The sequence below is a fragment of the Mycobacterium sp. IDUB_19 genome (genome assembly GCF_055419445.1).
The window spans coordinates 73,751-100,537 of sequence record NZ_JBVAXR010000014.1; the positions used below are offsets into that span (position 1 = coordinate 73,751).

At 67.7% G+C, this 26,787-nt stretch carries 21 protein-coding genes; 13 read left to right on the forward strand and 8 right to left on the reverse strand.

From position 1 onward, the window contains the following. The first annotated feature begins 7 nt into the window (after positions 1-7). A complete protein-coding gene (locus ACZY0B_RS13790) occupies positions 8-448 on the forward strand; it encodes an SPW repeat protein (RefSeq protein ID WP_463764678.1) in 441 nt (146 codons plus the stop codon). 77 nt (positions 449-525) lie between these two features. On the opposite strand, the gene ilvD is transcribed toward ACZY0B_RS13790, so the two are convergent. Further along, complete coding sequence (ilvD, locus tag ACZY0B_RS13795) at positions 526-2,235, reverse strand: dihydroxy-acid dehydratase (protein ID WP_463764679.1); 1,710 nt, start codon at positions 2,233-2,235, stop codon at positions 526-528. Between the two features lie 127 nt (positions 2,236-2,362). Here ilvD and ricR point away from each other — a divergent pair, with 127 nt between their 5' ends. From ricR to ACZY0B_RS13820, 5 genes are all read left to right on the forward strand, one after another. Continuing rightward, positions 2,363-2,653, forward strand: a complete 291-nt coding sequence (gene ricR, locus ACZY0B_RS13800; RefSeq protein WP_463764680.1) for a copper-sensing transcriptional repressor RicR — start codon at positions 2,363-2,365, stop codon at positions 2,651-2,653. A gap of 140 nt (positions 2,654-2,793) precedes the next feature. Next, complete coding sequence (locus ACZY0B_RS13805; protein ID WP_463764733.1) at positions 2,794-4,038, forward strand: MFS transporter; 1,245 nt, start codon at positions 2,794-2,796, stop codon at positions 4,036-4,038. A 117-nt stretch (positions 4,039-4,155) separates the two neighbouring features. After that, positions 4,156-5,178 (forward strand): L,D-transpeptidase, encoded by a 1,023-nt coding sequence (locus ACZY0B_RS13810; RefSeq protein ID WP_463764681.1) that lies wholly within the window; start codon positions 4,156-4,158, stop codon positions 5,176-5,178. Between the two features lie 95 nt (positions 5,179-5,273). Beyond that, positions 5,274-5,843 (forward strand): TetR/AcrR family transcriptional regulator, encoded by a 570-nt coding sequence (locus tag ACZY0B_RS13815; RefSeq protein WP_463764682.1) that lies wholly within the window; start codon positions 5,274-5,276, stop codon positions 5,841-5,843. A 19-nt stretch (positions 5,844-5,862) separates the two neighbouring features. Further along, positions 5,863-8,112, forward strand: coding sequence for a molybdopterin-dependent oxidoreductase (locus ACZY0B_RS13820; RefSeq protein ID WP_463764683.1), 2,250 nt, complete (start codon positions 5,863-5,865; stop codon positions 8,110-8,112). On the opposite strand, the gene ACZY0B_RS13825 is transcribed toward ACZY0B_RS13820, so the two are convergent. Further along, entirely contained in the window at positions 8,096-10,090 is a 1,995-nt protein-coding gene (locus ACZY0B_RS13825; RefSeq protein ID WP_463764684.1) for a M13 family metallopeptidase, read from the reverse strand. The genes ACZY0B_RS13820 and ACZY0B_RS13825 overlap by 17 nt on opposite strands. Before the next feature lie 78 nt (positions 10,091-10,168). On the opposite strand from ACZY0B_RS13825, the gene ACZY0B_RS13830 reads away from it, so the two are divergent. Both ACZY0B_RS13830 and ACZY0B_RS13835 read left to right on the forward strand, forming a co-directional pair. After that, positions 10,169-10,810 carry a hypothetical protein gene (locus tag ACZY0B_RS13830; protein ID WP_463764685.1) on the forward strand — a complete coding sequence of 214 codons (642 nt, stop codon included), beginning with the start codon at positions 10,169-10,171 and terminating at the stop codon, positions 10,808-10,810. After that, positions 10,807-11,496, forward strand: coding sequence for a hypothetical protein (locus ACZY0B_RS13835; protein WP_463764686.1), 690 nt, complete (start codon positions 10,807-10,809; stop codon positions 11,494-11,496). Before ACZY0B_RS13830 ends, ACZY0B_RS13835 begins: the two co-directional genes overlap by 4 nt. Before the next feature lie 4 nt (positions 11,497-11,500). On the opposite strand, the gene ACZY0B_RS13840 is transcribed toward ACZY0B_RS13835, so the two are convergent. Together ACZY0B_RS13840 and ACZY0B_RS13845 are read right to left on the reverse strand one after the other, a co-directional pair. Further along, positions 11,501-12,010 carry an XRE family transcriptional regulator gene (locus tag ACZY0B_RS13840; RefSeq protein ID WP_463764687.1) on the reverse strand — a complete coding sequence of 170 codons (510 nt, stop codon included), beginning with the start codon at positions 12,008-12,010 and terminating at the stop codon, positions 11,501-11,503. Continuing rightward, positions 12,007-15,015 (reverse strand): MMPL family transporter, encoded by a 3,009-nt coding sequence (locus ACZY0B_RS13845; RefSeq protein ID WP_463764688.1) that lies wholly within the window; start codon positions 15,013-15,015, stop codon positions 12,007-12,009. The genes ACZY0B_RS13840 and ACZY0B_RS13845 overlap by 4 nt, the downstream gene beginning before the upstream one ends. A 319-nt stretch (positions 15,016-15,334) precedes the next feature. Between ACZY0B_RS13845 and ACZY0B_RS13850 the strand changes: the two genes are divergently transcribed. Beyond that, entirely contained in the window at positions 15,335-15,877 is a 543-nt protein-coding gene (locus ACZY0B_RS13850; protein ID WP_463764690.1) for a hemophore, read from the forward strand. Here ACZY0B_RS13850 and ACZY0B_RS13855 read toward each other — a convergent pair. Then, on the reverse strand, positions 15,874-17,094 hold the full coding sequence (locus ACZY0B_RS13855) for a lysylphosphatidylglycerol synthase transmembrane domain-containing protein (RefSeq protein ID WP_463764691.1): 1,221 nt from the start codon (positions 17,092-17,094) through the stop codon (positions 15,874-15,876). The genes ACZY0B_RS13850 and ACZY0B_RS13855 overlap by 4 nt on opposite strands. A 121-nt stretch (positions 17,095-17,215) precedes the next feature. On the opposite strand from ACZY0B_RS13855, the gene ACZY0B_RS13860 reads away from it, so the two are divergent. Beyond that, a complete protein-coding gene (locus ACZY0B_RS13860; protein WP_463764692.1) occupies positions 17,216-18,361 on the forward strand; it encodes an AI-2E family transporter in 1,146 nt (381 codons plus the stop codon). A gap of 13 nt (positions 18,362-18,374) precedes the next feature. Here ACZY0B_RS13860 and mmpL3 read toward each other — a convergent pair whose 3' ends face one another. The 3 genes from mmpL3 to trmB are packed head-to-tail and all read right to left on the reverse strand — an operon-like array spanning position 18,375 to position 22,823. Beyond that, entirely contained in the window at positions 18,375-21,224 is a 2,850-nt protein-coding gene (gene mmpL3 / locus ACZY0B_RS13865; RefSeq protein ID WP_463764693.1) for a trehalose monomycolate exporter MmpL3, read from the reverse strand. A gap of 52 nt (positions 21,225-21,276) precedes the next feature. Beyond that, entirely contained in the window at positions 21,277-22,002 is a 726-nt protein-coding gene (locus ACZY0B_RS13870) for a PIN domain-containing protein (protein WP_463764694.1), read from the reverse strand. Positions 22,003-22,004: 2 nt separating this feature from the next. Further along, positions 22,005-22,823, reverse strand: a complete 819-nt coding sequence (gene trmB / locus ACZY0B_RS13875; protein ID WP_463764734.1) for a tRNA (guanosine(46)-N7)-methyltransferase TrmB — start codon at positions 22,821-22,823, stop codon at positions 22,005-22,007. A 222-nt stretch (positions 22,824-23,045) separates the two neighbouring features. Here trmB and ACZY0B_RS13880 point away from each other — a divergent pair, with 222 nt between their 5' ends. The 3 genes from ACZY0B_RS13880 to ACZY0B_RS13890 form a co-directional block, all read left to right on the forward strand. Beyond that, complete coding sequence (locus ACZY0B_RS13880; RefSeq protein WP_463764695.1) at positions 23,046-24,089, forward strand: hypothetical protein; 1,044 nt, start codon at positions 23,046-23,048, stop codon at positions 24,087-24,089. Continuing rightward, complete coding sequence (locus ACZY0B_RS13885; RefSeq protein ID WP_463764696.1) at positions 24,086-25,618, forward strand: hypothetical protein; 1,533 nt, start codon at positions 24,086-24,088, stop codon at positions 25,616-25,618. The genes ACZY0B_RS13880 and ACZY0B_RS13885 overlap by 4 nt, the downstream gene beginning before the upstream one ends. A 176-nt stretch (positions 25,619-25,794) precedes the next feature. Next, positions 25,795-26,787, forward strand: a 993-nt coding sequence (locus ACZY0B_RS13890) for a phosphoenolpyruvate carboxykinase (GTP) (RefSeq protein ID WP_463764697.1), incomplete at its 3' end; no start/stop codon positions are given.

The window sequence follows — 26,787 nt, forward strand, 5'->3', positions numbered from 1 at the left end:
TCACAAAATGAGTACAGTCCATTCATCAATCGATCACCACCCGGACTTATTGGCCCTGCGGGCGCGCTACGAACGCGTTGCCGAGTCGATGAGTGCGCATTTCACCTTCGGTCTGGCCCTGCTGACCGGCCTGTATGTCGCTGCGTCACCATGGATCGTCGGATTCAGTGGGACGGCATCGCTCGCCACATCTGACCTCATCGTCGGGATCGCGTTGGCGTTCTTGGCATACGGGTTCGCGACGGCGCTGGACCGGGCGCACGGGATGACCTGGACGCTGCCGGTGCTGGGCGTGTGGGTCATCGTCTCGCCGTGGGTCGTGCCGGGCGTCGCGCTGACAACCGGCATGATCTGGTCGAATGTCGTCGCTGGTGCGTTGATGACGTTCTTGGGTCTCAACGCCACCTACTTCGGCATGCGCACGCGCGCCGCGGCTACGCACGCATAGCAGCGAAACCCGCTGAGCCAGGCAGGAATTCACCCTGCCCGGCCGGTTGATTTCGGCCCGGGACGGGCTACGTCGGATTACCCGCAGACGGCGCCGATCGCGGCCGAGCTGACCAGCTTGACGTACTTGGCCAGCACGCCGGTCTTATAGCGCGGCGGTGGAGGCGTGAAACCCTCTTGCCGAGAGGCGAATTCGTCCGGGTCGGCCACCACGTCAAGGGTGCCGCCGGCGACGTCGAGCCGGATCCGGTCGCCATCGCGCAGGAAGGCGATCGGCCCCGCGTCGACTGCCTCGGGCGCGACGTGTCCCACGCACAGGCCGGTCGTTCCGCCGGAGAACCGGCCGTCGGTGAGCAGCAGCACGTCTTTGCCGAGCCCCGCGCCTTTGATCGCGCCGGTGATGGCCAGCATTTCCCGCATCCCGGGGCCGCCCTTGGGGCCTTCGTAACGGATCACCACCGCGTCACCCTTGGTGATGGTGCCGTCCTCGAGTGCGTCGAGCGCGGCCCTTTCTCCGTCGAAAACCCTTGCGGTGCCTTCGAAGACGTCCGAGTCGAAACCGGCCGACTTGACCACCGCGCCCTCGGGCGCCAGGGACCCGCGCAGGATGGTGATCCCACCCGTCGGGTGGATCGGGTCGCTCATCGCGCGCAACACTTTGCCGTCCGGGTCGGGCGGGTCGATGGCGGCCAGGTTCTCGGCCAGCGTCTGGCCGGTCACGGTCAGGCAGTCGCCGTGCAGCAGCCCCGCATCCAGCAACGCCTTCATCATCACGGGGACGCCGCCGATGTGGTCGACGTGCGACATCACGTGCCGCCCGAACGGCTTGACGTCGGCCAGGTGCGGCACCTTCGCCCCGATCCGGCTGAAGTCCTCGAGCGAGAGCGCGACTTCGGCCTCGTGGGCGATCGCCAGCAGGTGCAGCACCGCGTTGGTCGAGCCGCCGAATGCCATCACCACCGCGATCGCGTTCTCGAACGCCTCTTTGGTGAGGATGTCGCGGGCGGTGATCCCGCGGCGCAGCAGTTCGACGACGGCCTGGCCGCTGCGCCGGGCGAACCCGTCGCGTCGGCGGTCGGTTGCCGGGGGCGCGGCGCTGCCCGGCAGCGACATGCCCAGCGCCTCGGCGGCGCTGGCCATCGTGTTGGCGGTGTACATGCCGCCGCACGCGCCTTCGCCGGGGCAGATCGCCCGCTCGATGGCGTCGACGTCCGCGCGGCTCATCAACCCGCGTGAGCACGCGCCCACGGCCTCGAACGCGTCGATGATCGTCACCTCGCGCTCGCTGCCGTCGGAGAGCTTGGCCACGCCCGGCAGGATCGAGCCGGCGTAGAGGAACACCGACGCCAGGTCCAGGCGGGCGGCGGCCATCAGCATGCCGGGCAGCGACTTGTCGCAGCCGGCCAGCAGCACGGAGCCGTCGAGGCGTTCGGCCTGCATGACGGTCTCCACACTGTCCGCGATCACCTCGCGGGACACCAGCGAGAAATGCATGCCCTCGTGACCCATTGAGATGCCATCGGAGACCGAGATCGTGCCGAACTCCAGCGGGTAGCCGCCGGCGGCGAACACTCCCTCTTTGACGGCCTTGGCCAGCCGGTCCAGCGAGAGGTTGCATGGCGTGATCTCGTTCCACGACGACGCAACCCCGATCTGCGGCTTGGCGAAGTCCTCGTCGTCCATGCCTACCGCCCGCAGCATGCCCCGGGCGGCGGTCTTCTCCAGACCGTCGGTGACGTCACGACTGCGCGGTTTGATGTCAACGGTTGCCGGGTCGCTGAGGGCCATTGGTCAAGTATGCGCGGCCCTGACAAGCGAATTTTCACCGGTCATACCCCGCTGGGGTATAGGGTATCGTGGAGGATTGACACGCCGCAGAGGCGGGATGCGTAGCCGGGAGGGTTTTGAGGCCGAGATGACGACTCCACACGGATATTCGCAGCAGAAGGACAATTACGCCAAGCGGCTGCGGCGCATCGAGGGTCAGGTGCGGGGCATCGCGCGGATGATCGAGGAAGACAAGTACTGCATCGACGTCCTCACCCAGGTCAGCGCCGTGAACAGTGCGCTGCGGTCGGTGGCGCTGAACCTGCTCGACGAGCACCTCAACCACTGCGTGACCCGCGCAGTCGCCGAGGGTGGCAGCGACGCCGACGACAAGCTTGCCGAGGCATCGGCCGCTATCGCGCGTCTGGTTCGTTCCTGATCGGTGATGTAGTTGAGACCGATGTTGCGGCCCTAACTCGGCCGAGCCCGTTGTTGCGGTGCGTACGGTAATGCAGTGTGATCGCATTAGGCACGACAACCCAGGAACTGGGGAGTCCGGCCGACACCGTATCCCACGCCATGACCGCCGAAACCGGAACAGCCGCCGCCACCGCGCGAACGTGGACACCACGGATCGCCGCGCAGCTGGCGGTGCTGGCCGCGGCGGCATTCATCTATGTCACGGCCGAGATCCTGCCGGTCGGCGCACTGTCCGCGATCTCCCGGGATCTACACGTCAGCGTCGTCTATGTCGGAACCCTGCTGACCTGGTATGCGTTGGTCGCTGCCTTGACGACGGTTCCGCTGGTGCGCTGGACCGCGCATTGGCCGCGCCGGCGCGCGCTGATGCTCAGCCTGACGTGCCTGACGGTCTCGCAGGTGATCTCGGCGCTGGCGCCCAACTTCGCTGTACTGGCCGCGGGTCGGGTGCTGTGCGCGGTCACCCACGGCCTGCTGTGGGCGGTGATCGCCCCGATCGCCACCCGGTTGGTGCCGGCCAGCCACGCGGCTCGCGCAACGACGTCGATCTATGTCGGGACCAGCCTGGCGCTGGTGATCGGTAGCCCGCTCACCGCTGCGTTGAGCCTGATGTGGGGTTGGCGGCTGGCGGTCGTGTGTGTCACCGCCGCGGCGGTGATCGTTACGGTCGCAGCCCGGGCGATGTTGCCGGAGATGGTGCTCACCGAGGGTCAGCTGGCCTGTGTCGGCCCGCGGTCGCGCCACCACCGCAACGGGCGATTGATTACGGTGAGCTTGCTCGCGATGGTCGCGGTCACCGGCCATTTCGTTTCCTATACCTACATCTCGGTCATCATCCGCGACGTCGTCGGCGTGCGCGGGCCCAACCAGGCCTGGTTGTTGGCCGCCTACGGCCTGGCCGGCCTGCTGTCGGTGTCACTGGTGGCGCGGCCGCTGGACCGCCGGCCCCGGGGCGCCGTCATTTTGTGCATGGCGGGATTGACCGCCGCGTTCGTGGTGCTGACCGCGCTGGCGTTCGGAGACCGCACCACCACCGTGGCGACCGCGTTGATCGGGACGGCGGCGATCGTGCTGTGGGGCGCCATGGCCACCGCGGTGTCGCCGATGATGCAATCCGCCGCGATGCGCAACGGCGCCGACGACCCCGACGGGGCGTCCGGTCTGTACGTCACGGCGTTTCAGGTGGGCATCATGGCCGGCTCACTTTCCGGTGGGTTGCTGTACGAGCACAGCGTGGCGACGATGCTGATCGCGTCGGCGGGTTTGATGGGTATCGCACTGGTCGGCATTGCGGCCAACAAACGGGTGCTGGACGTTGCCCCGTCAAGCTCACGCGATTCATAACTTGGCAGGTCATAGTCCCGGATTGCGTCCCTGAGCGGGGTCGCGCCCAGCGCGGATTAGGTAGCTGGCCGCGCCGCTATGCCACACTGGGTCCAGCAACTGACTGGAGGGATGCATATGTCGGGCTGGACGAGGGCAAGCCTCTTCGCGGCTCTGAGCGCAGCCGGCGTCGCCGCTTCGCTGGTGCTGGGCACCGGCCCCGCCATCGCGGATCCGGAGCCGGCTCCCGGCGATCCCGGCGTGGTTGCCGCACCCGCGGACCCGCCCGCGCCGCCCCCATTCGAGCTGCCGCCGTTACCGGGGCTGCCGCCTCCGCCGCCCCCGCCGGGTGACGCCCCGCCTCCGCCTCCGTGGGCTCCGCCGGTGGCAATGCCGGCCGCCGCGGGTGCCGCCGACGGACAGGACCCGAACCCGTTCACCGGCACGGCGCCGTTCGGGACGCCCTCGTTCGTGCCGAAAACCGGCTCGATGGTGGGGGTCGCGCAGCCGATCATCATCAACTTCCCCGGCCGGGTTGACGACTCCGGCGCGGCCCAGGCCGCCGTGCACGTGTCGTCGATCCCGCCGGTCCCGGGCAAGTTCTACTGGATGACCCCGACCCAGCTGCGCTGGCGCCCGCTGAACTTCTGGCCCGCCAACACCGCGGTGAACATCGACGCCGGCGGCACCAAGTCGAGCTTCCGGACGGGAGACCAGCTGATCGCCACGGCCGACGACGCCACGCATCAACTGACCGTGACGCGCAACGGCACCGTGGAGAAGACCATCCCGATGTCGATGGGCATGACGTCCGGTAACCACCAGACCCCCAACGGCACCTACTACGTGCAAGAGAAGATGCCGTCGGTGGTGATGGACTCCTCGACCTACGGGGTCCCGGTCAACTCGACGTACGGCTACAAGGTGACCGTCGAGCTGGCCGTCCGGTTCGACAACGTCGGCGACTTCGTGCACAGCGCCCCGTGGTCGGTGGATGACCAGGGCAAGCGCGATGTCAGCCACGGCTGCATCAACATCAGCCCCAGCAACGCCAAGTGGTTCTTCGACAACTTCGGTCCGGGCGATCCCATCATCGTGAAGAACTCCAGCGGTGGCTCGTACAAGAAGAACGACGGATCTAGCGACTGGATAACCAACTAGCGTTCGCCCCCCAAAAAATGGGGGGCTTTCGCTTGCCGGGCGACTATGTATAGCATCATACATATCCTGTTTGAGGCCTGGTAGATGGGGTGCCGATGCGAAGTCCACGCGAGCGGATGGTTATCTCTGCTGCGCTGTTGATCCGGGAACGCGGCGCCCACGCCACCGCGATCTCCGACGTTCTGCAGCACAGCGGCGCGCCGCGCGGCTCGGCCTATCACTACTTCCCCGGCGGGCGAACCCAACTGCTTTGCGAGGCGGTCGATTACGCGGGCGATCACGTCGGCGCCGTCATCGAGGCGGCCGGCAGCGGTCTTGACCTGCTGGACACCCTGATGGACAAGTACCGCCGCCAGCTGCTCGACAGTGACTTCCGGGCCGGCTGCCCGATTGTGGCGGTCTCCGTGGAATCCGGTGACGACCGCGAGCGGATGCTCCCCGTCGTCGATCGGGCGGCAGCGGTGTTCGACCGCTGGACCAGCCAGATGGCGCAGCGCCTGATCTCCGACGGCATACCGGCCGAGCAGGCCCGTGAGCTGTCGGTGCTGATGACCTCGGCGCTGGAGGGCGCCATCGTGCTGGCCAGGGTGCGGCGCGACGTGGCGCCGCTGGATCTCATTCATCGTCAGCTGCGCAACTCGCTGCTGGCTGCCTTGAAGAAGTAATCCGAAAGGAAGTCCCGCGATGGCCGCTGAGTGGCAGTCCACCGCATGCATTCTCTGCGAATGCAACTGCGGCATCGTCGTCCAGGTCGAAGATCGCACACTGGCCCGAATCCGCGGCGACAAGGACCATCCGGCGTCGCAGGGCTACACCTGCAACAAGGCGTTGCGGTTGGACCATTACCAGAACAACCGCGCTCGCCTGACCTCGCCGATGCGGCGCCGCGCCGACGGCACCTTCGAAGAAATCGACTGGGAAACCGCGATTGTCGAGATTGCCGAGGGATTCAAGCACATCCGCGACACCTACGGCGGGGACAAGATCTTCTACTACGGCGGCGGCGGGCAGGGCAATCACCTGGGCGGGGCGTACAGCGGCGCCTTCCTGAAGGCGCTGGGGTCGAAGTACCGGTCAAATGCGTTGGCGCAGGAGAAGACCGGTGAAGCCTGGGTCGACGGGCAGCTCTACGGCGGCCACACCCGAGGCGAGTTCGAGCACGCCGAAGTGTCGGTGTTCGTCGGGAAGAACCCGTGGATGTCGCAGAGCTTCCCAAGGGCCCGGGTGGTGCTCAACGAGATCGCCAAGGACCCAAAGCGGTCGATGATCGTGATCGACCCCGTCGTCACCGACACCGCGAAGATGTCCGACTTCCACCTGCGGGTGCGACCGGGCACCGACGCCTGGTGCCTGGCCGCCCTGGCCGCGGTGCTGGTTCAGGAAAACCTTTGTAACGAAGGATTTCTCGCCGAGCACGTGCACGGTGTCGACACCGTACGCGACGCGCTGCGGGGCGTCTCGATCGCCGACTACGCGGAGCGTTGCGGGGTGGACGAAGAGCTACTGCGGACCGCGGCCCGGCGCATCGGCACCGCCGAGAGCGTCTCGGTGTTCGAAGACCTCGGAATCCAGCAGGCACCCAACAGCACGCTGAGCTCCTACTTGAACAAGTTGCTCTGGATTTTCACCGGCAACTTCGCGAAAAAGGGCGGCCAGCACCTGCATTCGGCGCTTGCGCCGTTGTTCAGCACTGTGTCGGGCCGCACCCCCGTCACCGGCGCACCGATCATCGCCGGCCTGGTGCCCTCCAACGCGGTGCCCGAGGAGATCCTCACCGACCACCCGGACCGGTTCCGGGCGATGATCGTCGAAAGCGGCAATCCCGCGCACTCGCTGGCCGACTCGACGGCATGCCGGGAGGCGTTTCAATCGCTGGAGCTGATGGTGGTCGTCGACGTCGCGATGACCGAGACCGCGCGACTGGCCCACTACGTGTTGCCCGCGGCATCTCAATACGAGAAGCCGGAAGCCACCTTCTTCAATTTCGAGTTTCCGCACAACGGCTTTCACCTGCGCCGGCCGCTGCTCAAGCCGCTGTCGGGAACGCTGCCCGAGCCGGAGATCTGGGCCCGGCTGGTGCGGGCGCTCGGCGTCCTCGACGACGCTGACCTGCGGCCGTTACACGAGGCCGCCCAACAGGGCCGCGAGGCTTACGCCGAAGCGTTCCTCACCGCCGTCGCGGGCAATCCAACGATGGCACGCCTGGTTCCGTACGTGCTCTACGAAACGCTCGGGCCGACGCTGCCCGACGGGATGGCCGGGGCGGCCGCGGTGTGGGGGCTGGCCCAGAAGACCGCGATGACTTATCCCGACGCGGTGCGGCGGGCCGGCCACGCCGATGGCAACGCACTGTTCGACGCCATCATGAACAGCCCGTCAGGTGTCACCTTCACCGCGCACAACTACGAGGACGATTTCGCGCTGATCAGTCACTCCGATCACAAGATCGCCCTCGAAATCCCGGAGATGCTAGACGATTTGCGGGCACTCGCCGCCGCGCCGCCGCAACTGACGACGTCGGAATTGCCCATCGTGCTATCGGTGGGCGAGCGGCGCGCCTACACCGCCAATGACATATTCCGCGACCCGTCCTGGCGCAAACGCGACACCGACGGGGCACTGCGTGTCAGCGTCGAAGATGCACAAAACCTCGGACTCGTCGACGGCGCTCGGGCGCGGATCACCACCGCGGCCGGCAGCGCCGAGGCGACCGTCGAGGTCACCGAGACGATGCTTCCCGGACATGCGGCTCTGCCCAACGGTTTTGGGCTCGACTACGTCGGGGATGACGGGCAGACCGTCATTCCGGGCGTCGCCCCGAACGCACTGACATCGACCGGGTGGCGCGACTCCTACGCCGGAACGCCCTGGCACAAGCACGTGCCCGCCCGCATCGAGGCGTTGGCCGCGGCCGGGGTCAGTTCCAGATCCTGACCCGGCGCCGGGGTGTCAGGAACAAGGCATCGTCCTCGGCCACGTCGAAGGCTTCATAGAAGGCGTCCAGGTTGCGGATGACACCGTTGCACCGGAACTCCGGCGGAGAGTGCGGGTCCACCGCCAGCCGCCGGATCGCTTCTGCCTCACGGGATTTGGTGCGCCACACCTGGGCCCAGCCGTAGAACACCCGCTGCACGCCCGTCAGGCCGTCGATCACGGGGGCGGGCTCGCCGTTCAGTGATAGCTGGTAGGCCAGCAGCGCGATGGACAGCCCGCCGAGGTCGCCGATGTTCTCCCCGACGGTGAAGGCGCCTTGGACATGGGGCGGGCCGTGGTGGCCCTTCAATTCCCGGGGGATGTAGGTCTCGTACTGCTCGATCAGCGCCTTGGTGCGGGCGCCGAACTCGCTGCGGTCGTCGTCGGTCCACCAGTCGACCAGATTGCCGTCGCCGTCGTATTTGGCGCCCTGATCGTCGAAGCCGTGCCCGATCTCGTGTCCGATCACCGCCCCGATCCCGCCGTAGTTGGCGGCGTCGTCGGCCTGGGCGTCGAAGAACGGCGGCTGCAAAATGGCTGCGGGGAAGACGATTTCGTTCATCCCGGGGTTGTAGTAGGCGTTGACGGTCTGCGGTGTCATGAACCACTCGTCGCGGTCGACCGGGCCGCCCAGCTTGGCCAGCTCGCGGTCGTGATTGACCGTGTACCCGCGCCGGTAGTTGCCGTAGAGGTCGTCGCGGTCGATCACCAGTGCGGAGTAGTCGCGCCACTTCGCCGGGTAGCCGACCTTCGCGGTGAACTTACGCAGCTTGGTCAGCGCGCGCTCTCGGGTCTGCGGCGTCATCCAATCCAGGTCGCTGATGCTGACCCGGTAGGCCTCCTGCAGGTTGTCCACCAGCGCGTCGATGCGGGCCTTGGCGTGTGGCGGGAAATACCGCTCTACGTAAAGCTTTCCGACGGCGTCGCCCATCAGGCCCTCCACCAGCGAAACCCCTCGTTTCCAGCGGTCGCGGATCTGCTCGGTCCCGGTCAGCAGGCGGCCGTAGAAGTCGAAGTCCGCCGCGACGATGGCGTCGGTCAGCCACGAGGCACGGGCACGGATCAACCGCCAACGCGCCCAGCGCTTCCAGTCGTCGAGGTTTTCGCTGTCCCACAGTGCCCCGAAGGCGGTCAAGTAATCAGGCTGGCGCACAACGACTTCCGCAACGTCTTCCGGACTGCTGCCCAGCGCGGTGACCCAGCCGGTCCAATCGAAACCCGCACCTTCGGTCTGCAACTGCGCGAAGGTGCGCAGGTTGTAGGTCAGATCGGCGTCGCGGCGTTTGACCACATCCCAGTGCGCGGCAGCAAGTTTGGTCTCCAGCGCCACGATGCGGGCCGCGGTGTCGGCGTGGTCGCTCGCATCCCCGCCGTACACCAGGGCGAACATTCGGGCGATGTGTCCGGGGTAGGCCGCGCGGACCGCGGCATGCTGCTCGTCGCGGTAGTACGACTCATCGGGCAGCCCGATGCCGGACTGGTTGACGTGCACCAGGTAGCGGGTCGAGTTCTTGGAGTCGGTGTCGATGTAAACGCCGACGCCGCCGCCCACTCCGGTGCGCTGCAGCGCACCGACGGCAGCGGCCAGGGCCGCCGAGTCGGCGGCGTCGTCGATGGTGGCCAGCTCGTCGTGCAGCGGTTGGGTGCCCCGGCGCTCGACGGCGTCTTCGTCGAGGAAGCTGGCGTACAGGTCGCCGATGCGTTGTGCATCGCTACCGTGGGCGGCACCACTGTCGCTCGCTTCGATGATCAGGTCGCGGACCTGCTCCTCGGCCTGGTCGAACAGGGTGCGAAAGGCGCCGTCGGTGGCCCGGTCCGGGGGAATCGCGTAGTCGGCCAGCCAGCGACCGTTCACATAGCCGAACAGGTCGTCTTGGGGACGGGCATTTTCGTCGATGTGGCTCAGGTCGAGGCCCGAGCGGGTGGCCGCATACGTCACCCTGCCATCCTTACCATCTTCCGCGTGCCGGGCGCCTGCTGCGCGGACGCCGAGCGGCGGCGGGGTAACCTCGCGCCCATGCCCGAGGCCGAACAGACCGAGCCGGCGGCCGACGAAGACGCGCAGGACGCCGAGGTCGGCGCGCCAGAGGCCGACGACGCCGACGGCGCGGTCTTTTCCGCGTACGGGATCGCCTCGACGGTTCTCGGCGTGCTGTCGGTCGCGGCGATCGTGCTCGTCGCGATCATCTGGTCCGACCACCGTGACGAGTCGGCCGAACGCACCTACCTGAGCCGCGTCATGCAGACCGCGGCCGACTGGACCGGCGTGCTGATCAACATGAACAGCACCAACATCGACGCGAGCCTGCAGCACCTGCATGACGGGACGGTCGGCGAGCTCAACAGCGACTTCGACGCGACGGTGCAGCCCTACCGGCAGGTGGTCGAGAAGCTGCAGTCGCAAAGCAGTGGGCGGATCGAGTCGGTGGCGATCGAGACGGTGCACCACGACCTGGACACCCAGCCCGGCGTCGCGCGACCGGTCGTCACCACCAAGCTGCCGCCGTTCGCCACCCGGACGGATTCGGTGATGCTGGTCGCGACGTCGGTCAGCGAGAACGTCGGCGCCAAGCCGCAGACGGTGCACTGGAGTCTGCGCCTCGACGTCTCCAACGTCGACGGCAAGCTGATGATCTCGCACCTGGAGTCGATCCGATGAGAAACCTCTGGCGACTGCTGGCCTTCGACGTCCTGGCGCCGTTGGCCACGATCGGCGCGCTGCTGATGATCGGCGTCATCCTCGACTGGCCGCTGTGGTGGGTGTCGGCGTGCTCGGTGCTGCTGGTGCTGATCGCCGAAGGGGTGGGGGTCAATTTCTGGCTGCTGCGCCGTGATTCGGTCAGCGTCGGCACCGACGACGAGGCGCCGGGCCTGCGCTTGGCCGTCGTCTTCCTGTGCACGGCCGCCCTGTCGGCCGCCGTGCTGACCGGATACACGCACTGGACCAGCACCGACCGCGACTTCAAAAAGGACTCCCGGGACGCGGTCCAGGTCGCCAGCGGGATGGCCGAGGCGATGGCGTCGTTCACCCCAAGTTCCCCGACCAGCTCCATCGACCGGGCCGCGGCGATGATGGTGCCCGAGCGCGCGGACGCCTTCAAGCAGCAGTATCAGAAATCCAGCGTCGATCTCGGGCAGCGCAATGTCACGGCGCAGGCCTCGACGCTGGCGGCCGGCATCGAGGCGATCGGCCCCACGGCGGCCAGTGTTGCGGTCATCCTGCGGGTAACCCAGAACACTCCCGGTCAGCCGCCCAGTCGGGCGGCACCGGCGCTGCGGGTGGCACTGGTCAAGCGGGGCAGCGACTGGCTGGTGAACGACGTGCTGCCGGTCAACGCCCGCTGACGAATCAGTCGGAGTCGGACGTAGGTGTCGACTTCACCTTCACGAACCGGTCCGAGAGCCGGCGTATCCGGATCATCAGCGCGGCCGACGGGCTGACGCTGCCGTCGAGGTAGGTGGCCAGGTCCCCGGGCGCCACCCCGATGCGGGCCGCGAATTCCTGCTGGGCCAGGCCCGACCGCTCGATCAGTAGCCGCACATGGCGGGCCACCTCGGCGCGTTCATTGGCCTCCAGGTGGGTGCGGGCGCGCTCCAGCACCTCCCAGAGCGCTTTGGAGATGCCGTATGGGCGAGTGCCTTCGAGGACTTCCTCCACCTGACGGGCGGTGCGGCCGAACGGGTCGCGTTTCAGCGCGGCGGCGATGCGCTTCCAGGTGTCGATGTCGCCGCCTTGCAGCGCCGAGCGGATGGCGGAGGTCGGCCAGAACTCCACCGGCTGGTCGAAATCATGGGGACGAGGTTCCGCGGCGGGCTGCTGGGGCGGCGGAACGCGTCGTCGGTCGGCTGCCAACGTCACCTCGCCTCCTCCAGCATCGCGACGGCCACCGATAGGCAGCGCTGCCTGACCTCATCCCAGTCTGCCTTGGCCTCCGGTTCCGACCAACGATCGTCAGGCAAATCGGAAGGATGCGGATCCGCGAGTTGACGGACCAACTCCGACGCGATCCATTGCTGCCTGGGCGGTTGACAACAGTAATACCTGTCCATTCCGGCCAGCACCACTGCGGCCGTTTCGGGTTCTAATGTGTCGACCATGTCAGCAAATTCGGCATAATCGCGGCTGCTGTTACGGCACATGATCAGGTAGCCCTTGAGGCGCAGTGTCTCCGCACCGGTGGGGACCTGCAGCCGATCGCCGGTAGGCAATTGCACGTGGGTGGTTTCCACCGGGCTGCGACGCGCGAATTGCGGCCGGTCGCCGGATTTGGCGCCGGCCTCGAGCGCGTCGATGGCAACCGACAACCGCCCCCGCCACAGCGTGACGGGATGCACCGGCCGGTCGCCCCACGCCATGGCCCGGGCGATGCCGTTGCGCGACGCCAGGCCGTCGACCAGCTTCTTGGCCCCGGACTGTGCGCGGTTGGGACCGTCGGCGCTCACCGCGACGCTGACGGCGTCCTCGCTGATGTTGACCTGGTGCGGAATCTGTCCGGGCCCCTGGCCGCGGGGTTCCTCGGAATCCTTGCAGTTGCGCCCACAGCCGGTGAAGGCCAGCGGATCGGCCACGGTGATGGCGTCGGGCGCCAAGTGCTTGAGCTTCGCGGCCGACTTGAGCACCATCCGCAGGTCCGCGCTGGGCGCGGTCAGCGCGGAGATGTCGTCGGGGATGACGACGACATCGCCGAGGTCGACCTCGGGCAGCGGCCGGTCGAAGTCGACCGACGGCAGGACACGGCGCAGCCAGCCCGGCAGCCACCAGTTCCACTGGGCGAACATCGCCATCAGCGCCGGGACCAGCACCAGCCGCACCACGGTGGCGTCGACCGCGATCGCCACGGCACACGCCACCCCGATTTCGGCGACCAGCGGCATGCCGGCGAACGCGAAGCCGATGAAGACCGCGATCATGATCAGCGCGGCGCTGGTGATCGTCCGGGCGCTGGTGCTCACGCCGTAGGCGACCGCATCGAGGGTGTTCCCGGTGTGCAGGAAGCGTTCCCGGATGCGGGTGAGCAGGAAGATCTCGTAGTCCATCGACAACCCGAACGTCATCGCCAGCACCAGCGGGGGAACGGTGCTATCGATCGACGTGATGTGGGCGAAGCCGAGATCCCTCAACCAGCCCCACTGGAACACCATCACCAGGCTTCCGTAGGCGGCGGCGACCGACAGCAGTGTCATCAGCACGCCCTTGAACGCCAGGAACACCGAGTGGATCGAGAGCAACAGCATCACGAACGCGATGGCAGCGACGAAGAGCAACACCAGCGGCTCGGTCGCCGACACCCGGTCGTCGAAGTCCTTGATCAACGCCGTCGGGCCGCCGACGTCGACGCGCGCCGTTCCCTCGCTGGGCACGTTGGGTAGCTGGGCGCGCATCCAGTCGACGGATTGCCGGGCGCCCATGTCCTCGGGATCGACCGACAACACCGCGGACAGCAAAGCGCTGCTGTTGTCGTCGGCGAATTGCGGCGGGGTGACCGAGAGGATGTCGGGGGCCTGCGCCATTCGCTGCCGGATCGCGGCCAGGGTCTGGGTGTGTTCGGGTGAGGACGCACTGCCGTCGGGAAAGCTGACCATTACCTGGATGGGACCGAGCGCGCCGGGTCCCAGGGCTTGGGATGCCCCGGCGACGCCGGCGCGGATCTCGTGCGAGGAGTCGAACTGGCGCAGCAAGCTGTTGCCCAGCACCATCGATGCCGCGGGTGCGGCCATGACGAGCAGGACCGCCGCCGCCGCGATTGACGATATCCACGGCCGGCGCATCACCGATCCGACCCAGCGGTTCCAGAACCGGGACTGTGTGCTCTCCGGGCGGCGCGACCAGTGCAGCAGCACCGACCTCTTGGCGGCGGCCCGGCCGAACGTCGCGAGCGCCGCGGGCGTCAAGGTCGTCGAGGTCAGCATGGCGACCGCGACGGCCAGAATCGCGCCGGTGGCCATCGATTTCAGCGCCGGGGTGTTGATCAGGTAGATCCCGGTGAGCGAGGCGACGACGGTCATCCCGGACAGCACCACCGCCAGCCCGGAGGTGGCCATCGCGGCGTCTACGGCTTCGCGATGCTGGCGTCCGCTACGCAGTTCCTCGCGGAACCGCATCAAGATAAACAGCGAATAATCCACGGCGAGCGCGATACCGAACATCGACACCGTCGAGGTCACAAACACCGACATCGTGGTGTAGGCGGATAAGAAGTAGACCAGGCCCATGGTCACCACGACCGTGCAGACACCGAGGGCCAACGGTATCGCCGCGGCGGCCAGCGAGCCGAACACCGCAAGCAAGACGATCAGGATGATCGGCAGGTTCCAGCGTTCCGCCTCGGCGATGTCATGTTTGGTGTTTTCCGCCGCGGCCGCGGACAGCGCGCCCTGCCCGATCACGTAGAGCCGCACCCGGCCGTCCGCGGTCTGCCCGGACTGGTCGCCGTTGACGCCCACTTTCTGGCGTAGCCGCTTGGCGATGTCGCTGGTACCGGAGTTGTGGGAGTCGAGCCGCAGCGTCAGTACATAGGGCCGGTCGGGTTGCGGCGGGCGCTGGGTGGGGTTGGGTTTCTCCGTGATGCCGGGGAATTCGCCGGCGATCTGCCGCAGCTGCGCCACGGCGTTGTTCATGTCGTCGTAGCTGGCATCGGGGCGTGGGGCAGCGACGAGCGCGAGCGAGGACGCCCCGAGGTCGTGGTACTGATCCTCGAGCTGATCGTGGACCTTCAACGACTGCGAGCCCGACACTTCGAAGCCACCGCCGGTGAGATTCCCGGACTGCGTCATGGCCAGATAGATCGCCGGGACCAATGCCAGCAACCAGCATGCAAAGACCAACCAGCGGTACCTGCGCAGGCTGCGGCTGAGGCGCATCATAAACTGCTGGATTTCAGGCTCCCCGAGTATCTCGCTTACGCGTGCAGGCGACGATACCGCAGCAGCCTATGCATTAGTTCGGCTTAACGAATTCGTGAGCTGCGCAGACGGCACCGTTGCCAAGCCGCGGCCAAGTCGTTGCGGACCGGTGATCAAGCGGGATCTCGGTCACACCGGCTGGCAGGGCACCGGCCCGGATGACAGGATGTCGCTGGGCCGAGCGGGGGCACGGGAACTCGCAATCGAACTGGCCGTCCATCGCAGCAGTTGGCAATGCGCCGCAACTCGGCAGCGTTGGCAAATCGTGAGGAGTTCAGGCATGAAGTCAGGCATTGCGAACCGACGTCGCAAGCTCGTTGCCGGGTTGATCGCCGCCGCAGTGCCCGCCGCGGCCGCCGCACTGATGGCCGGTCCGCCGGCGACGGGTGCCAACGACCCGTGCGCGGCCAGTGAAGTTGCCCGGACGATCGGTTCGGTCTCCAAGTCGATGGGCGACTACCTGGACTCGCACCCGGAGACCAACCAGGCGATGACCACGATGCTGCAGCAGCAGGCCGGTCCGCAGTCGGTCACCGGGCTGAAGACCTACTTCGAGGCCAACCCCAAGGTCGCCGCCGACATGACGTCGATCGCGCAGCCGCTGACCGGCCTGTCGACCCAGTGCAAGCTGCCGATCAGCCTCCCGCAGGCGATGGGCATGATGCAGCAGGGTGCTGGTGGGCTGCCCGCGTTGCCGCCCGGTGGCGCGGGCGCGTCGCCGGTGAGCGCCGGGTTGGGAAATCCGCCCGCCGCCCCCGCGCCGGTTCCGCCTGCGGCCGGCGGCACGCTGCCGGGCCCGTCGCGGCAGAACAACGCCGGCTAGCCGTCGCTTTTGGCGTCGGGCGGCGGTAACGGTCCCTGCAGCGCGGCCTCGTCGGCGGCGGGATCGTTGAAGGGCCGCAGCCCGGGTTCGATCAGGGGCAGCGGACCGGTCGGCGGGTCGTCGTCGGAGCCGCCCGGGCTTTCGGTGCGGAACACGAAGAAGAACACCACCCAGCCGATTGCGGAGATGAGCAGCCAGCTGATCAGCCGGTACAGCAGCATGGCCGAGATCGCATTGGGCAACGACATGCCGCTGGACACCAGGCCGGGCACCAGCACCGCCTCGACGATCAACAGCCCGCCGGGCATCAGCGGAATCGTGCCGACGGCGCGTGCGGCCGCGTAGGCGACCGTCAGTCCGGCGATGGACGCATGGTCGCCGGCCGCGTACGCGGCGAAGGCGAGGCAGGCCACGTCGGCGATCCAGTTGAACATCGACCAGCTGAACGCCACCCCGAGGTCGCGCCGGCCGAGGCTGACCGACTCGAGCTGCATGAGGATCTCGCGCCACTTCGCCAGGCCGGTGTCGACGGGCTTGCCGCGAACCGAGTTGAACCACGACAGGACGCGGGTGCCGATGCCCTCGATCAGCTCCGGCCGGGATGCCACCGCCTGGGAAAGCAGCAGCAACGCGAGGAAGCCGCCGAGGGTGAACAACAACGAGAAGGGGTTGTTCTTCGCGCCCAGGAAGAAGGCGCCGCCCAACCCGAGCAGCGCCAAACCCACCGCCTGCAGCACGCCCGACATCACCAACTGCCAGGACGCCACCACGGTCGAGGCGCCCCAAATGCGTTGCTGCCGAAGCAAAAACGTCGCCGACAGCACCGGGCCGCCGGGCAGCGTGGTGCTCAGTGAGTTGGCGGCGTAGAAGGCGGCCTCGGACCGCAGCTGCTTGACGTGCACGCCCGCGGACTTCAGCAACGTGCGCTGGATCTGGGCGAAGCTGTGCATCGACGCGGCCGCCGCCGCCACCGCTGCGAGCAACCACCACCAGTTGGCCGCGAACAAGCTCGTCCATGCCTTGGCCAGCTGATCCCAGCCCAGCGCGACCTCGACGCCAAGCACGATCGCGACCACGCCCAGGATCGCCCACCGCACCCACCAGTACTTGCCCCGCGACGTCTCGCCCCCGCGTGCGGGCGCACGCAACCCACCCTCGTCGGCGAACGCACCGCCGCCCGGGAAGCGGAGGTTGCGGATGGGTGCGTCGTGCGGCACGTGTTTTAGGGTAACCGCGCAGGTGGCGCGGCAATCGAGGCGCAACTCCGTGCGTGTCGCCCTCGTAACCGGATCGTGCTGGCGCAGTCGCCCAACACCGAGCGGCAGATAGGCTGGCGGGATGCCGGCAAACACCGACGACGCCTCGGTCGAACCCCTTGTCCGCAAGGCCGCGGCTTGGGCATGGCGTTTGCTGGTCATCCTGGCCGCGGCGGTGGCCTTCCTCTGGGTGGTGCAGAAGCTCGAGATCATCGTCGTCCCGGTGCTGCTGGCCTTGATGCTCAGTGCGCTGCTGGTACCGGTCGTGGACTGGCTGGACCGGCGGGGCCTGCCGCGCGGCGGCGCGGTCGCGCTGGTGTTGCTGGGCGGATTCGCACTGCTGGGCGGCATCCTCACGTTCGTCATCACCCAGTTCGTTGTCGGTTTGCCCGATCTGACCGAGCAGGTCTCCCGCAGCATCGACACCACCCGCAGGTGGCTGATCGAAGGGCCGGCGCACCTGCGCAGTGAACAGATCACCAACGCGGGCAACGCCGCAATCCAGGCGCTGCACAACAATCAGGCGAAGTTGACCAGCGGTGCGTTGTCCACCGCGGCCACCATCACCGAATTGCTCACGGCCGCGGTGCTGGTGCTGTTCACCTTGATCTTCTTTCTCTACGGTGGCCGCAACATCTGGCAGTACGTGGCCAAGATCTTCCCGGTCGACGTTCGCGACAGGGTGCTGGAAGCCGGCCGTGCCGGATACGGATCGCTGATCGGCTACGTCCGGGCCACCTCCCTGGTGGCCTTCACCGACGCGGCCGGGGTCGGCACCGGGTTGGCCATCATGGGCGTGCCGCTCGCGCTGCCACTGGCCTCGCTGGTGTTTCTCGGCGCCTTCATCCCGCTGATCGGTGCGCTGATCTCGGGGCTGGTGGCGGTGGTGGTCGCGCTGCTGGCCAAGGGGATCGTCTACGCGCTGCTCACGCTCGGTTTGTTGATCGTGATCAACCAAATCGAGTCGCATCTGCTGCAGCCGCTGGTGATGGGCCGCGCGGTGTCGATTCACCCGCTCGGAGTGGTGCTGGCGATTTCCACCGGTGGCGTGCTGGCCGGGATTGTCGGAGCCTTACTGGCGGTCCCGACGGTGGCGTTCCTCAACAACGCGATACAGGTGTTGCTCGCCCCGGATCCGGCCGTCGAAGCCAACGAGTTGACCGAGGGCGCCGAGGATACGGCCGTTCTCGAGGTCGAACCGGACCATCCGGAAAAGAAGACCCACTAGGACGCGAGCGGGTTTACAGCCGTCCCTCGCGGCGCAGCAGATCCTGCGCGGACAGCCCGCCGCCGGCGCGACGTCGCGGACGCGGATTATCGCCGTTATCGCCTTGGCCGCGCGCGTTTATCTTCTCGGTGGCGGCGTCGGAGTCGTTGCCCTCAGGCCGCATGACCGGGAGCGCGGTGGTGGGATCGGCGGGGTCGCTCTTGCTCTGGTGGCTCCCCGGGACGGGGATGGCCCGGGTCTGACCGGCCGATGGCGGTGGCGCGGGGGGCGTCGGCGCCGGGGGCCGCGCGGTGTTGGCCTCGGAGTTGGCCGGCACCGACAAGCGCGTCGTCGCGGCCTCCGTCGGCTGGCTGGGCCGCGCCTGTGCGCGGGCGGCGTTCGGGCCCGGCGGCTCGGCGGCGGGCCGAAGCTCAGGCTGGCTCGACGGACCCGGACGGATCGCGCGCGACGGCTCGGGCGGTGCGCCGGGGTGCGTGGGGTCGTGCGGCGCACGGGGTTTCGCGGCGACCAGGCTGGCGGCGACCGGCGGCCGGATCGCCCGGCCGTTGACGGAGGTCCGCTTGCGCTCGTCGGGCAGGTCGATCTCGCCCAGGCCGATCTTGTTCTGCAGCCGCCGGGCCCAGCGCGGAGCCCACCAGCAGTCGTCGCCGAGCAGCTTCATCACCGAGGGCACCAGGAACATCCGGACCACGGTCGCGTCCAGCAGCAGCGCGGCCATCAGGCCGAACGCCAGATACTTCATCAGCACAAGGTCGGAGAACACGAACGAGCCGGCGACCACGGCGAGGATCAGCGCGGCGGCCGTGATCAAGCGTCCGGTGGTCGCGGTGCCGATCCGGATGGCCTCCGCTGTCGACATGCCGCGTTCGCGTGCCTCGACCATTCGGGACACCAGGAACACCTCGTAGTCGGTAGCCAGGCCGAAACCCACCGCGACGACGAGTGCGATCACCACCACCATCAGCGGCGTCGGTGTGAAATTCAGCCATGTCGAGAGGTGGCCGTCGACGAAGATCCACGTCAGGATGCCCATCGTCGACCCGAGCGTCAGCGCGCTCATCACCGCCGCCTTGACCGGCAGCACCACCGACCCGAACGCAAGGAACATCAACAACATCGTGGCGCTGAGCAACAGCACCAGCATCAGCGGAGCCTTGTCGAACAAGCTGTGAATACTGTCTTGTTCCAGCGCCGGCGTGCCGCCGACCAGCAGGGTCAGGCCCTTCGGTGGGTTAATAGCCCGTAGTTCGGCGATCTTCTTTGCGGCATCGTTCTTGTTGACCAGGCCGTTCTGGATCACCCGCACCGAGTCGTCCTTGGGCTGCGTGGTCCCATTCGGCCCGGCGACGCAGGGGTTGCCGGCAATGGTCGGGCACGGCCGCTCCTCCCACGTCTTGTCGGTGAACCCGGTGATCCCCGAGATCCGGTTGCGGATGTCGGCAACCTGCTGATCGGTGACCTTGCTGTGGTTGTTGCTCTCGATCACCACGGTCAGCTGCTCGGTCCGGTACCCGGGAAAGAGCTTGTCGAAGTGCTCCTGCGCGAGGCGCACGGAGTTGGTCGGCGGCAGGTACTTCTCGCTCATGCCGCCGAACGACAGGTTGCCCAACGGGATGACCAGCAGGATCATTCCGACAGCGATCGGAATGGCGAAGGCCAGCGGCCGCTTCATCACGAAGTTGACCAGCTTGCCCCAGAAGCCGGCCTCTACTTCTTCGCGGGTCTTGGTCTTCTGCAGCCGGTCGGCGAGCCAGTTGAGGTAGGCGCGCGAATACTTCCAGTTGCGCAGGAAGGGCACCCGGAACGCCGTCCGCACACCCAGGGCGTCGACGTGGCGACCGAGGATGCCCAAGCAGGCCGGCAGGAATGTGATTGACAGCAGGGCGGCAAGGCCCACCGCGGCGAAGATCGCGTAGGTGAGCGAGTGCACGAAGCCCTGCGGCAAGACCAGCAGGCTGGCGCTGGAGGCGATGATCAGCACGGCCGAGAACACGATGGTCCGACCGGCCGTCATCACGGTGCGCCGCACGGCGGCCTCGGTGTCGTAGCCTTCGGCGATTTCTTCCCGGAACCGGCTCACCACGAAAAGCCCGTAGTCGATCGCGATACCCAGACCGACCAGCGAGACCACCGGCTGGGCGAAAAAGTGCACCGGACCGAAGATGGCGACAAGGCGCATGATGCCCAGCGCGCCGGCGATGCTCAATCCGCCCACGATCGCCGGCAGGCCGGCGGCGATCGCGCCGCCGAACACCAAGAACAGCACCACGGCCACCAGCGGCACCGCGAGGACCTCCATGCGGCGCTGGTCGGTGGCGATGGTGCCCGTCAGGGCGTTGGCTATCGGTTCCAGGCCGGCGAGCTGGACCGTGCCGCCGTTGAGTTTTTGCAGTGCGGGCGTGACGGCCTTGTAGTTATTGAGGATGGTGTCGTCGTCGTCGCCCTTCAGCGGGATGCTGACGAAGGTGTGTTTTCGGTCATCGGAGACCATCCCCTTGATGATCGGGTTCGTGCTCTCCGGCGCGGCCAGCCAGCCGGCCCAGCCGACGATCTGGTCGGGGTGGTCGTTCTTCAGCTTGTTGAGCTCGCCGACGACTTTGTCCCGCCACGCCTGGTCGTCAACCGTTTGCCCGTTGGGGGCGGTGAGGGTGGCGACGACGTGGCTGGTGCGGTCGCGGCCGTAGGTCTTGTCCCCCAGAATCGAAGCCTTGACGGACTGGCTGCCGTCGTCGTAAAAACCGCTCTGCGTGACATGCTTACCCAGGCTCATCCCGAAGATGCCGCCGCCAAGGCAGAGAGCCACCATGACCCCGATCACGATGTACCGGTAGCGGTACACGGTTCGACCCCACCAGGCGAACACGTAAGCTCCTTACTGGATCACTAACAGCGACCCGCGCATTGGTTTTCCAGTGTCACACACGCGCGGTCAATAGCGCGGACAGCGGCCGGAACGGCTGCAGCCATGCTCCCTGGTCGGGCAGCGAATCTAGGCCGATCCGCGGCAGCGGTTCCCGGAACACACCCTCGATGTCCTCCAGGTCAACGAAGTCCAAGGTATCCGACGCTAGTGCCCAACTCGCGTGTTCGCGAAATCCGATCACGTGGACGGGGGTTGCGCCGCCGACGCCGGTCCGGGCGATTTCTTCCAGCGGCTGACGGAAGGCCTGACCGTCAGCGGACGCCACAACCAGCGCCGCGAGCCCTTCTTGGCGCCGCAGTTCGATGTGCTGGAGCATGTCCCGGTCGACATCGCTGTCTTCATCTATTTTCGGTTTGGCGAAGACCGCGAATCCCACGTTACGCAAGGCGTCCACCCACGGTCGGACAACGTCGGCGCTGCCCGGGGCGATGTTGGTGAACACGGTGGCCTCGGGTTCGACGACGACGCCCGGACGGGCGGCGCTGACCTCGGCCGTCCGCGCCAGCAGCCAGCGACCGAGGGCGTCGAAGCGGGGGCGTTCCAGCGCTGTCGGGCGACGACCCAGGATCGAGCCCAGCCCCATGTCGAGGTTGGGAGCATCCCAAATCAGCAGCACGCGCCGCGGCGGCGCATCAAGGCCGCCCGGGTCGTCGCCGGCCGGCGCCGCCGGTGCAGCGGCGGTCTCCGCGGCGGCGGAGGCTTCTTCTGTGAGGCTCATATTCAGCGCCTTTTCCAGATGAACTCGGATACGGAGCTGCCCACGTCTTGGGCTTTCATCTCGTACTTGGTGGTCGGGCGGACTATCGAGACCGGCAGCGGGCTGCCGGGATCGACGCGACACAGTCGGGGTTCGCCATCGCCGACTTCGGCGATGTGCTCGGCGTAGCCGGGGTGGTCCGTCGCGGCGTGCAGGACACCACCAGGGAGTAACCGGTCGGCGATCAGGCCAACCGTGGCCGGTTGCAGGAAGCGGCGCTTGTGATGGCGTGCCTTCGGCCACGGGTCGGGGAAGAAGAGGCGAAACCCGGTCAGCGAACCCGGTGCGATCAGATGCTGGAGCACGTCGATCCCGTTGCCGCGGATCAACCGGATGTTGCGCACCTGCTCGCGGTCGATCGCACACAGCAGCTGGGCCAGGCCCCGCTTGTAGACCTCCACCGCGATCACGTCGATTTCAGGTTCCTCGCGCGCCATCGCCAACGTCGATGTGCCGCTGCCGCAGCCGATCTCGAGCACCAGGGGCGCTTCCCGGCCAAACCAGGCGCGGGTGTCCAACGGTTCGAAGCGGCTCGGGATTTCGGAGCGGCCCACCGTCGGCCACAGCCGCTCCCAGGTCTCCCGCTGGGCGCCGGACAGGTTGGACCGCCTGGAGCGGAAACTCGTGGCCGGCAGATAGCCCCGTTCGGGGGTGCCCGAACCCTCCGGCTCCGGCTCCGGCGTCATGGCTTCTTCGGTTTCCAGGCCCGCTCTCACCTCCGCAGGTGCATCGGGACATGTCCCGACCCCGGGTTGCGCATGCATTTGTCCATGGTGGCCCATGAATCCCCGATGTAGCCGCCCCTGGTCCAGATTGATACCCAACAGTTGCCTTCAACTGGTAACAGATAAACGGTGGCTCGCAACTCGAGGACGCAAGTGCCACTATGCGGTAGGGCCGGATCGGCTGCCCGGCAAACGGGCCGGGCGCCGGCGACGAACCCGCATTCGACGGGAGCTACGCCGGCGAGGGGAGCCGGCCGATCGGGATCGAGCAGGCAAGACATGAAGGTACGGGGGAACCAAGTTTTCGTCGACGAGCTGGCGCGATTTGCTGCCGGATGTGCCGACGCGCGCGTGAACGCGATCGCCGAGAAAGCCGCGGCACCGCTGCGGGTGGCGGTCCGCGGACGTCCGGGAGTGGGTCGCGGCACCGTGGCCCGCGCCCTGACGCACGCCGCGACCGCGTCGGGAATCACGGTGATGCCCTCCACGGGCGAGGCCGACGTCGCCGTCCATGTACTCGCTGAAGTGATCAAACCCGAGGACGCCGACGCGATCGCGACGACTGGCTGCCCGGTGGCGACGGTGCTCAACAAAGCCGATCTGCTCGGCTCGCTATCGGGCCGCGCCGGAGACGGGCCGCTGGCGGCCGCACAGACTCGGTGCGCCGATGTTGCCGGGCGCACCGGAGTTCCGGTCGAACCGATGATCGCTTTGCTGGCCGTTGCCGCGCTGCAGGGGCTGGACGGCACGTCATGGGCGGCGTTGCAGACTTTGGCCGCCTACCCCGGCTGCCTGGACGGCTCCTTCGAGGGATTCCTGACCGCCGATAACCCCGTGCCGAGGGGCGCGCGCCTTCGGCTGCTGGACACCCTGGACCTGTTCGGCACGGCGCTGGGCATTGCCGCGGTCCGCCGGGGCAGCGCGCCGGCCCAGGTCCGGGCCCTGCTGCGCCGGATCAGCGGCGTCGATGCGGTGATCGCCACGGTGTCGGCTCTCGGCGCCGAGGTGCGCTACCGGAGGGTGCTCGAGGCCGTCGCGGAGCTGGAGGCTCTGGCCGTCGGCCGCGCCGGGATCGGGGCGCAGGTCAGCGGGTTCCTGTCCCGCGACGACACGGTGATCGCGCGGATGGCCGCCGCCGCCGACGTTGTCGAGGCGGCGGGGCTGGCTGTCGGCACGTGCGACGACCCGGCCGGACACCTGGTCCGGGCCGCGCGGTGGCAGAGCTACGGCCGAGGATCGGCCAGCGTCCTGCACCGCGCCTGCGGTGCGGACATCGCCCGAGGATCGCTGCGGCTGTGGTCGCGTACCCAGGAGTCACGGTGAGCGGCGATTCGGTGGCCCAGGTCGACGAACTGGTGGCGGCGATCGGGCCGCGGCTGGATTCACCCGCCATCAGCCGCCGCGACGTCGTGGTGGTGACCGGCCCGTGGATGGCCGGCGTGACCGGGGTGGCCAGCGTGCTGGCCGAGCGGCTGCCCGAGCACAAATTCGTCGAGTCGACGGATCTGCAGCCCGGTGAGGCGCCGATGGCGGTGGTGTTCGTCGTCTCCGCGGCCGCCGAACTCACCGAATCCGACTGTGCCCTGCTCGACGCCGCCGCCGAGCACACCGACGTGGTGGTCGGCGTGGTGTCCAAAATCGACGTGCACCGCGCCTGGCAAGATGTGCTCGACGCCAATCGCGGCATGCTGGCCGCACACGCTCCGCGCTACCGCCAGGTGCCCTGGACAGGTACGGCCGCCGCGCCCGAGCTGGGTGAGCCGCAGGTCGACGAGCTGGTCGAGGCCGTCTCGGGGCAACTCGGCGTTTCCGATGTCGAGCGACGAAATCGGTTGCGGGCCTGGGAATCCCGGCTCCGGACGGTGGCGCAGCGGTTCGACCGCGACGCGGACAGCGCCGGCCGGCAGGCCCGGGTCGACGCGCTGCGCGAGGAGCGCAGCACCGCGCTGCGTGAGCGCCGGCAATCGAAGTCCGAGCGCACCATCACGCTGCGCGGCCAGATCCAGCAGGCGCGGGTTCAGCTGTCGCACTTCGCGGTCAACCGGTGCTCGTCGGTACGCAGTGAACTGCAAGAGGACGCCGCGCGCCTGCCCCGCCGGAACATGGCCGGGTTCGACGCGCACGCGCGGGGCCGGGCCGCCGAAGTCGTCGCCGAGGTGTACGAACACACCACCACGCACCTCGACGACGTCGCGCGCGAGCTGGCTGTGCCGATCGAGCTACCGCCCGTCGAGCTGCTGCCCACCGTCGACGTCGCCGCCCCGCCGCTGAAATCGCGGCGGCAGGAAACCTGGCTGATGATGCTGTTGGGTGTCGGGTTCGGGGTGGGCGTCGCGCTGACGCTGTCCCGGCTGGTGGCCGGCGTGGACCGGCGGCTGGATCCGGCGGTCGAGATCGCAGGGGCCGCGGCCTGCGTGGCGGTCGGCCTGGCGGTCACCTTCCTCGTGGTGAACCTGCGCGCCCTGCTGCGTGACCGCGGGTTGCTGGACCGCTGGGTGGGCGACCTGACGTCGTCGCTGCGGTCGGTGTCCGAAGAGCTGGTCGCGACGCGCGTGCTGGCTGCCGAGACGCTGCTGACCACCGGGCTGGTCGTTCGCGACGAGGCGGAGAACGCGCAGTTGTCAGATCAGGTCGGTGTCATCGACACCGAACTGCGCGAGCATGCCATCGCGGCGGCACGGGCCGCGGCGGTCCGGGACCGGGAAATGCCTACCGTTGCGGCCGCGCTGGATGCGGTGCGTGCAGAACTCGGAGAACCGGGTATACCTCAACCCGATGACCCCGCCGAAGACGCTGGCGGGCAGAAAACCCCGAAATCAGCTTCAAGGAGCGCCGATGAGGACAATTCTTGACTTTTTAGGCGCTTCTGAATCGTTGTTGTGAGAAGGCTTATACCCGCCCGGGCCTTCCCCAGCAAGGGGATCGCGATAACCTGTAGCTAACGCCACCAAGTCAATATCTGTGTGGGCGACTGCATACGCAATCACACTGTGCCCGCACCATACGGAGATGAATTCAGGAGAGTTCGATGACCTCAGCGACCATTCCCGGCCTGGACACCGCGCCCACCAATCATCGGGGGCTGCTGGCGTGGGTAGAGGAGGTCGCCGAGCTGACCCAGCCCGACCGGGTTGTGTTCGCTGACGGCTCCGACGAGGAGTTCAACCGGCTGGCCGCCCAACTGGTCGAGGCCGGCACGCTGAAGAAGCTGAACGAGGAGAAGCGCCCCAACTCCTACCTGGCATTGTCGGACCCGTCCGACGTGGCACGGGTGGAGTCCCGGACCTTCATCTGCTCCGAGCGCGAGATCGACGCCGGGCCGACCAACAACTGGACGGATCCGACCGAGATGCGGTCCACCATGACCGAGCTGTACCGCGGCTGCATGCGCGGTCGCACCATGTGGGTGGTGCCGTTCTGCATGGGCCCGCTCGGCGCCGACGACCCCAAGCTGGGTGTGGAGATCACCGACTCCGAATACGTCGTCATCTCGATGAAGGTGATGACCCGGATGGGTAAGGCGGCCCTCGAGAAGATGGGCGACGACGGATTCTTCGTCAAGGCGCTGCACTCCGTGGGCGCCCCGCTGGAGCCGGGCCAAAAGGACGTGGCATGGCCGTGCAACGACACCAAGTACATCACCCACTTCCCCGAGACCCGCGAGATCATGAGCTACGGCTCGGGCTACGGCGGTAACGCGCTGCTGGGCAAGAAGTGCTACTCGCTGCGGATCGCCTCGGCGATGGCGCACGACGAGGGCTGGCTCGCCGAGCACATGCTGATCCTCAAGCTGATCTCCCCGGAGAACAAGGCGTACTACTTCGCCGCGGCCTTCCCGTCGGCGTGCGGCAAGACCAATCTCGCGATGCTGCAGCCGACCGTTCCGGGCTGGCGCGCCGAGACCCTCGGTGACGACATCGCGTGGATGAGGTTCGGCAAGGACGGCCGGCTCTACGCGGTCAACCCCGAGTTCGGTTTCTTCGGCGTCGCGCCGGGCACCAACTGGAAGTCCAACCCGAAC

Coding starts and splice junctions, on each gene's coding strand:
- ACZY0B_RS13830 (WP_463764685.1), top strand. CDS start 10,169: ATGCCCGAGGCCGAACAGACCGAGCCGGCGGCCGACGAAGACGCGCAG.
- ACZY0B_RS13790 (WP_463764678.1), top strand. CDS start 8: ATGAGTACAGTCCATTCATCAATCGATCACCACCCGGACTTATTGGCC.
- ACZY0B_RS13820 (WP_463764683.1), top strand. CDS start 5,863: ATGGCCGCTGAGTGGCAGTCCACCGCATGCATTCTCTGCGAATGCAAC.
- ACZY0B_RS13845 (WP_463764688.1), bottom strand. CDS start 15,015: ATGATGCGCCTCAGCCGCAGCCTGCGCAGGTACCGCTGGTTGGTCTTT.
- ACZY0B_RS13815 (WP_463764682.1), top strand. CDS start 5,274: ATGCGAAGTCCACGCGAGCGGATGGTTATCTCTGCTGCGCTGTTGATC.
- ACZY0B_RS13870 (WP_463764694.1), bottom strand. CDS start 22,002: ATGAGCCTCACAGAAGAAGCCTCCGCCGCCGCGGAGACCGCCGCTGCA.
- ACZY0B_RS13880 (WP_463764695.1), top strand. CDS start 23,046: ATGAAGGTACGGGGGAACCAAGTTTTCGTCGACGAGCTGGCGCGATTT.
- trmB (WP_463764734.1), bottom strand. CDS start 22,823: ATGGGCCACCATGGACAAATGCATGCGCAACCCGGGGTCGGGACATGT.
- ACZY0B_RS13805 (WP_463764733.1), top strand. CDS start 2,794: ATGACCGCCGAAACCGGAACAGCCGCCGCCACCGCGCGAACGTGGACA.
- ACZY0B_RS13860 (WP_463764692.1), top strand. CDS start 17,216: ATGCCGGCAAACACCGACGACGCCTCGGTCGAACCCCTTGTCCGCAAG.
- ACZY0B_RS13835 (WP_463764686.1), top strand. CDS start 10,807: ATGAGAAACCTCTGGCGACTGCTGGCCTTCGACGTCCTGGCGCCGTTG.
- ACZY0B_RS13810 (WP_463764681.1), top strand. CDS start 4,156: ATGTCGGGCTGGACGAGGGCAAGCCTCTTCGCGGCTCTGAGCGCAGCC.
- ilvD (WP_463764679.1), bottom strand. CDS start 2,235: ATGGCCCTCAGCGACCCGGCAACCGTTGACATCAAACCGCGCAGTCGT.
- ricR (WP_463764680.1), top strand. CDS start 2,363: ATGACGACTCCACACGGATATTCGCAGCAGAAGGACAATTACGCCAAG.
- ACZY0B_RS13850 (WP_463764690.1), top strand. CDS start 15,335: ATGAAGTCAGGCATTGCGAACCGACGTCGCAAGCTCGTTGCCGGGTTG.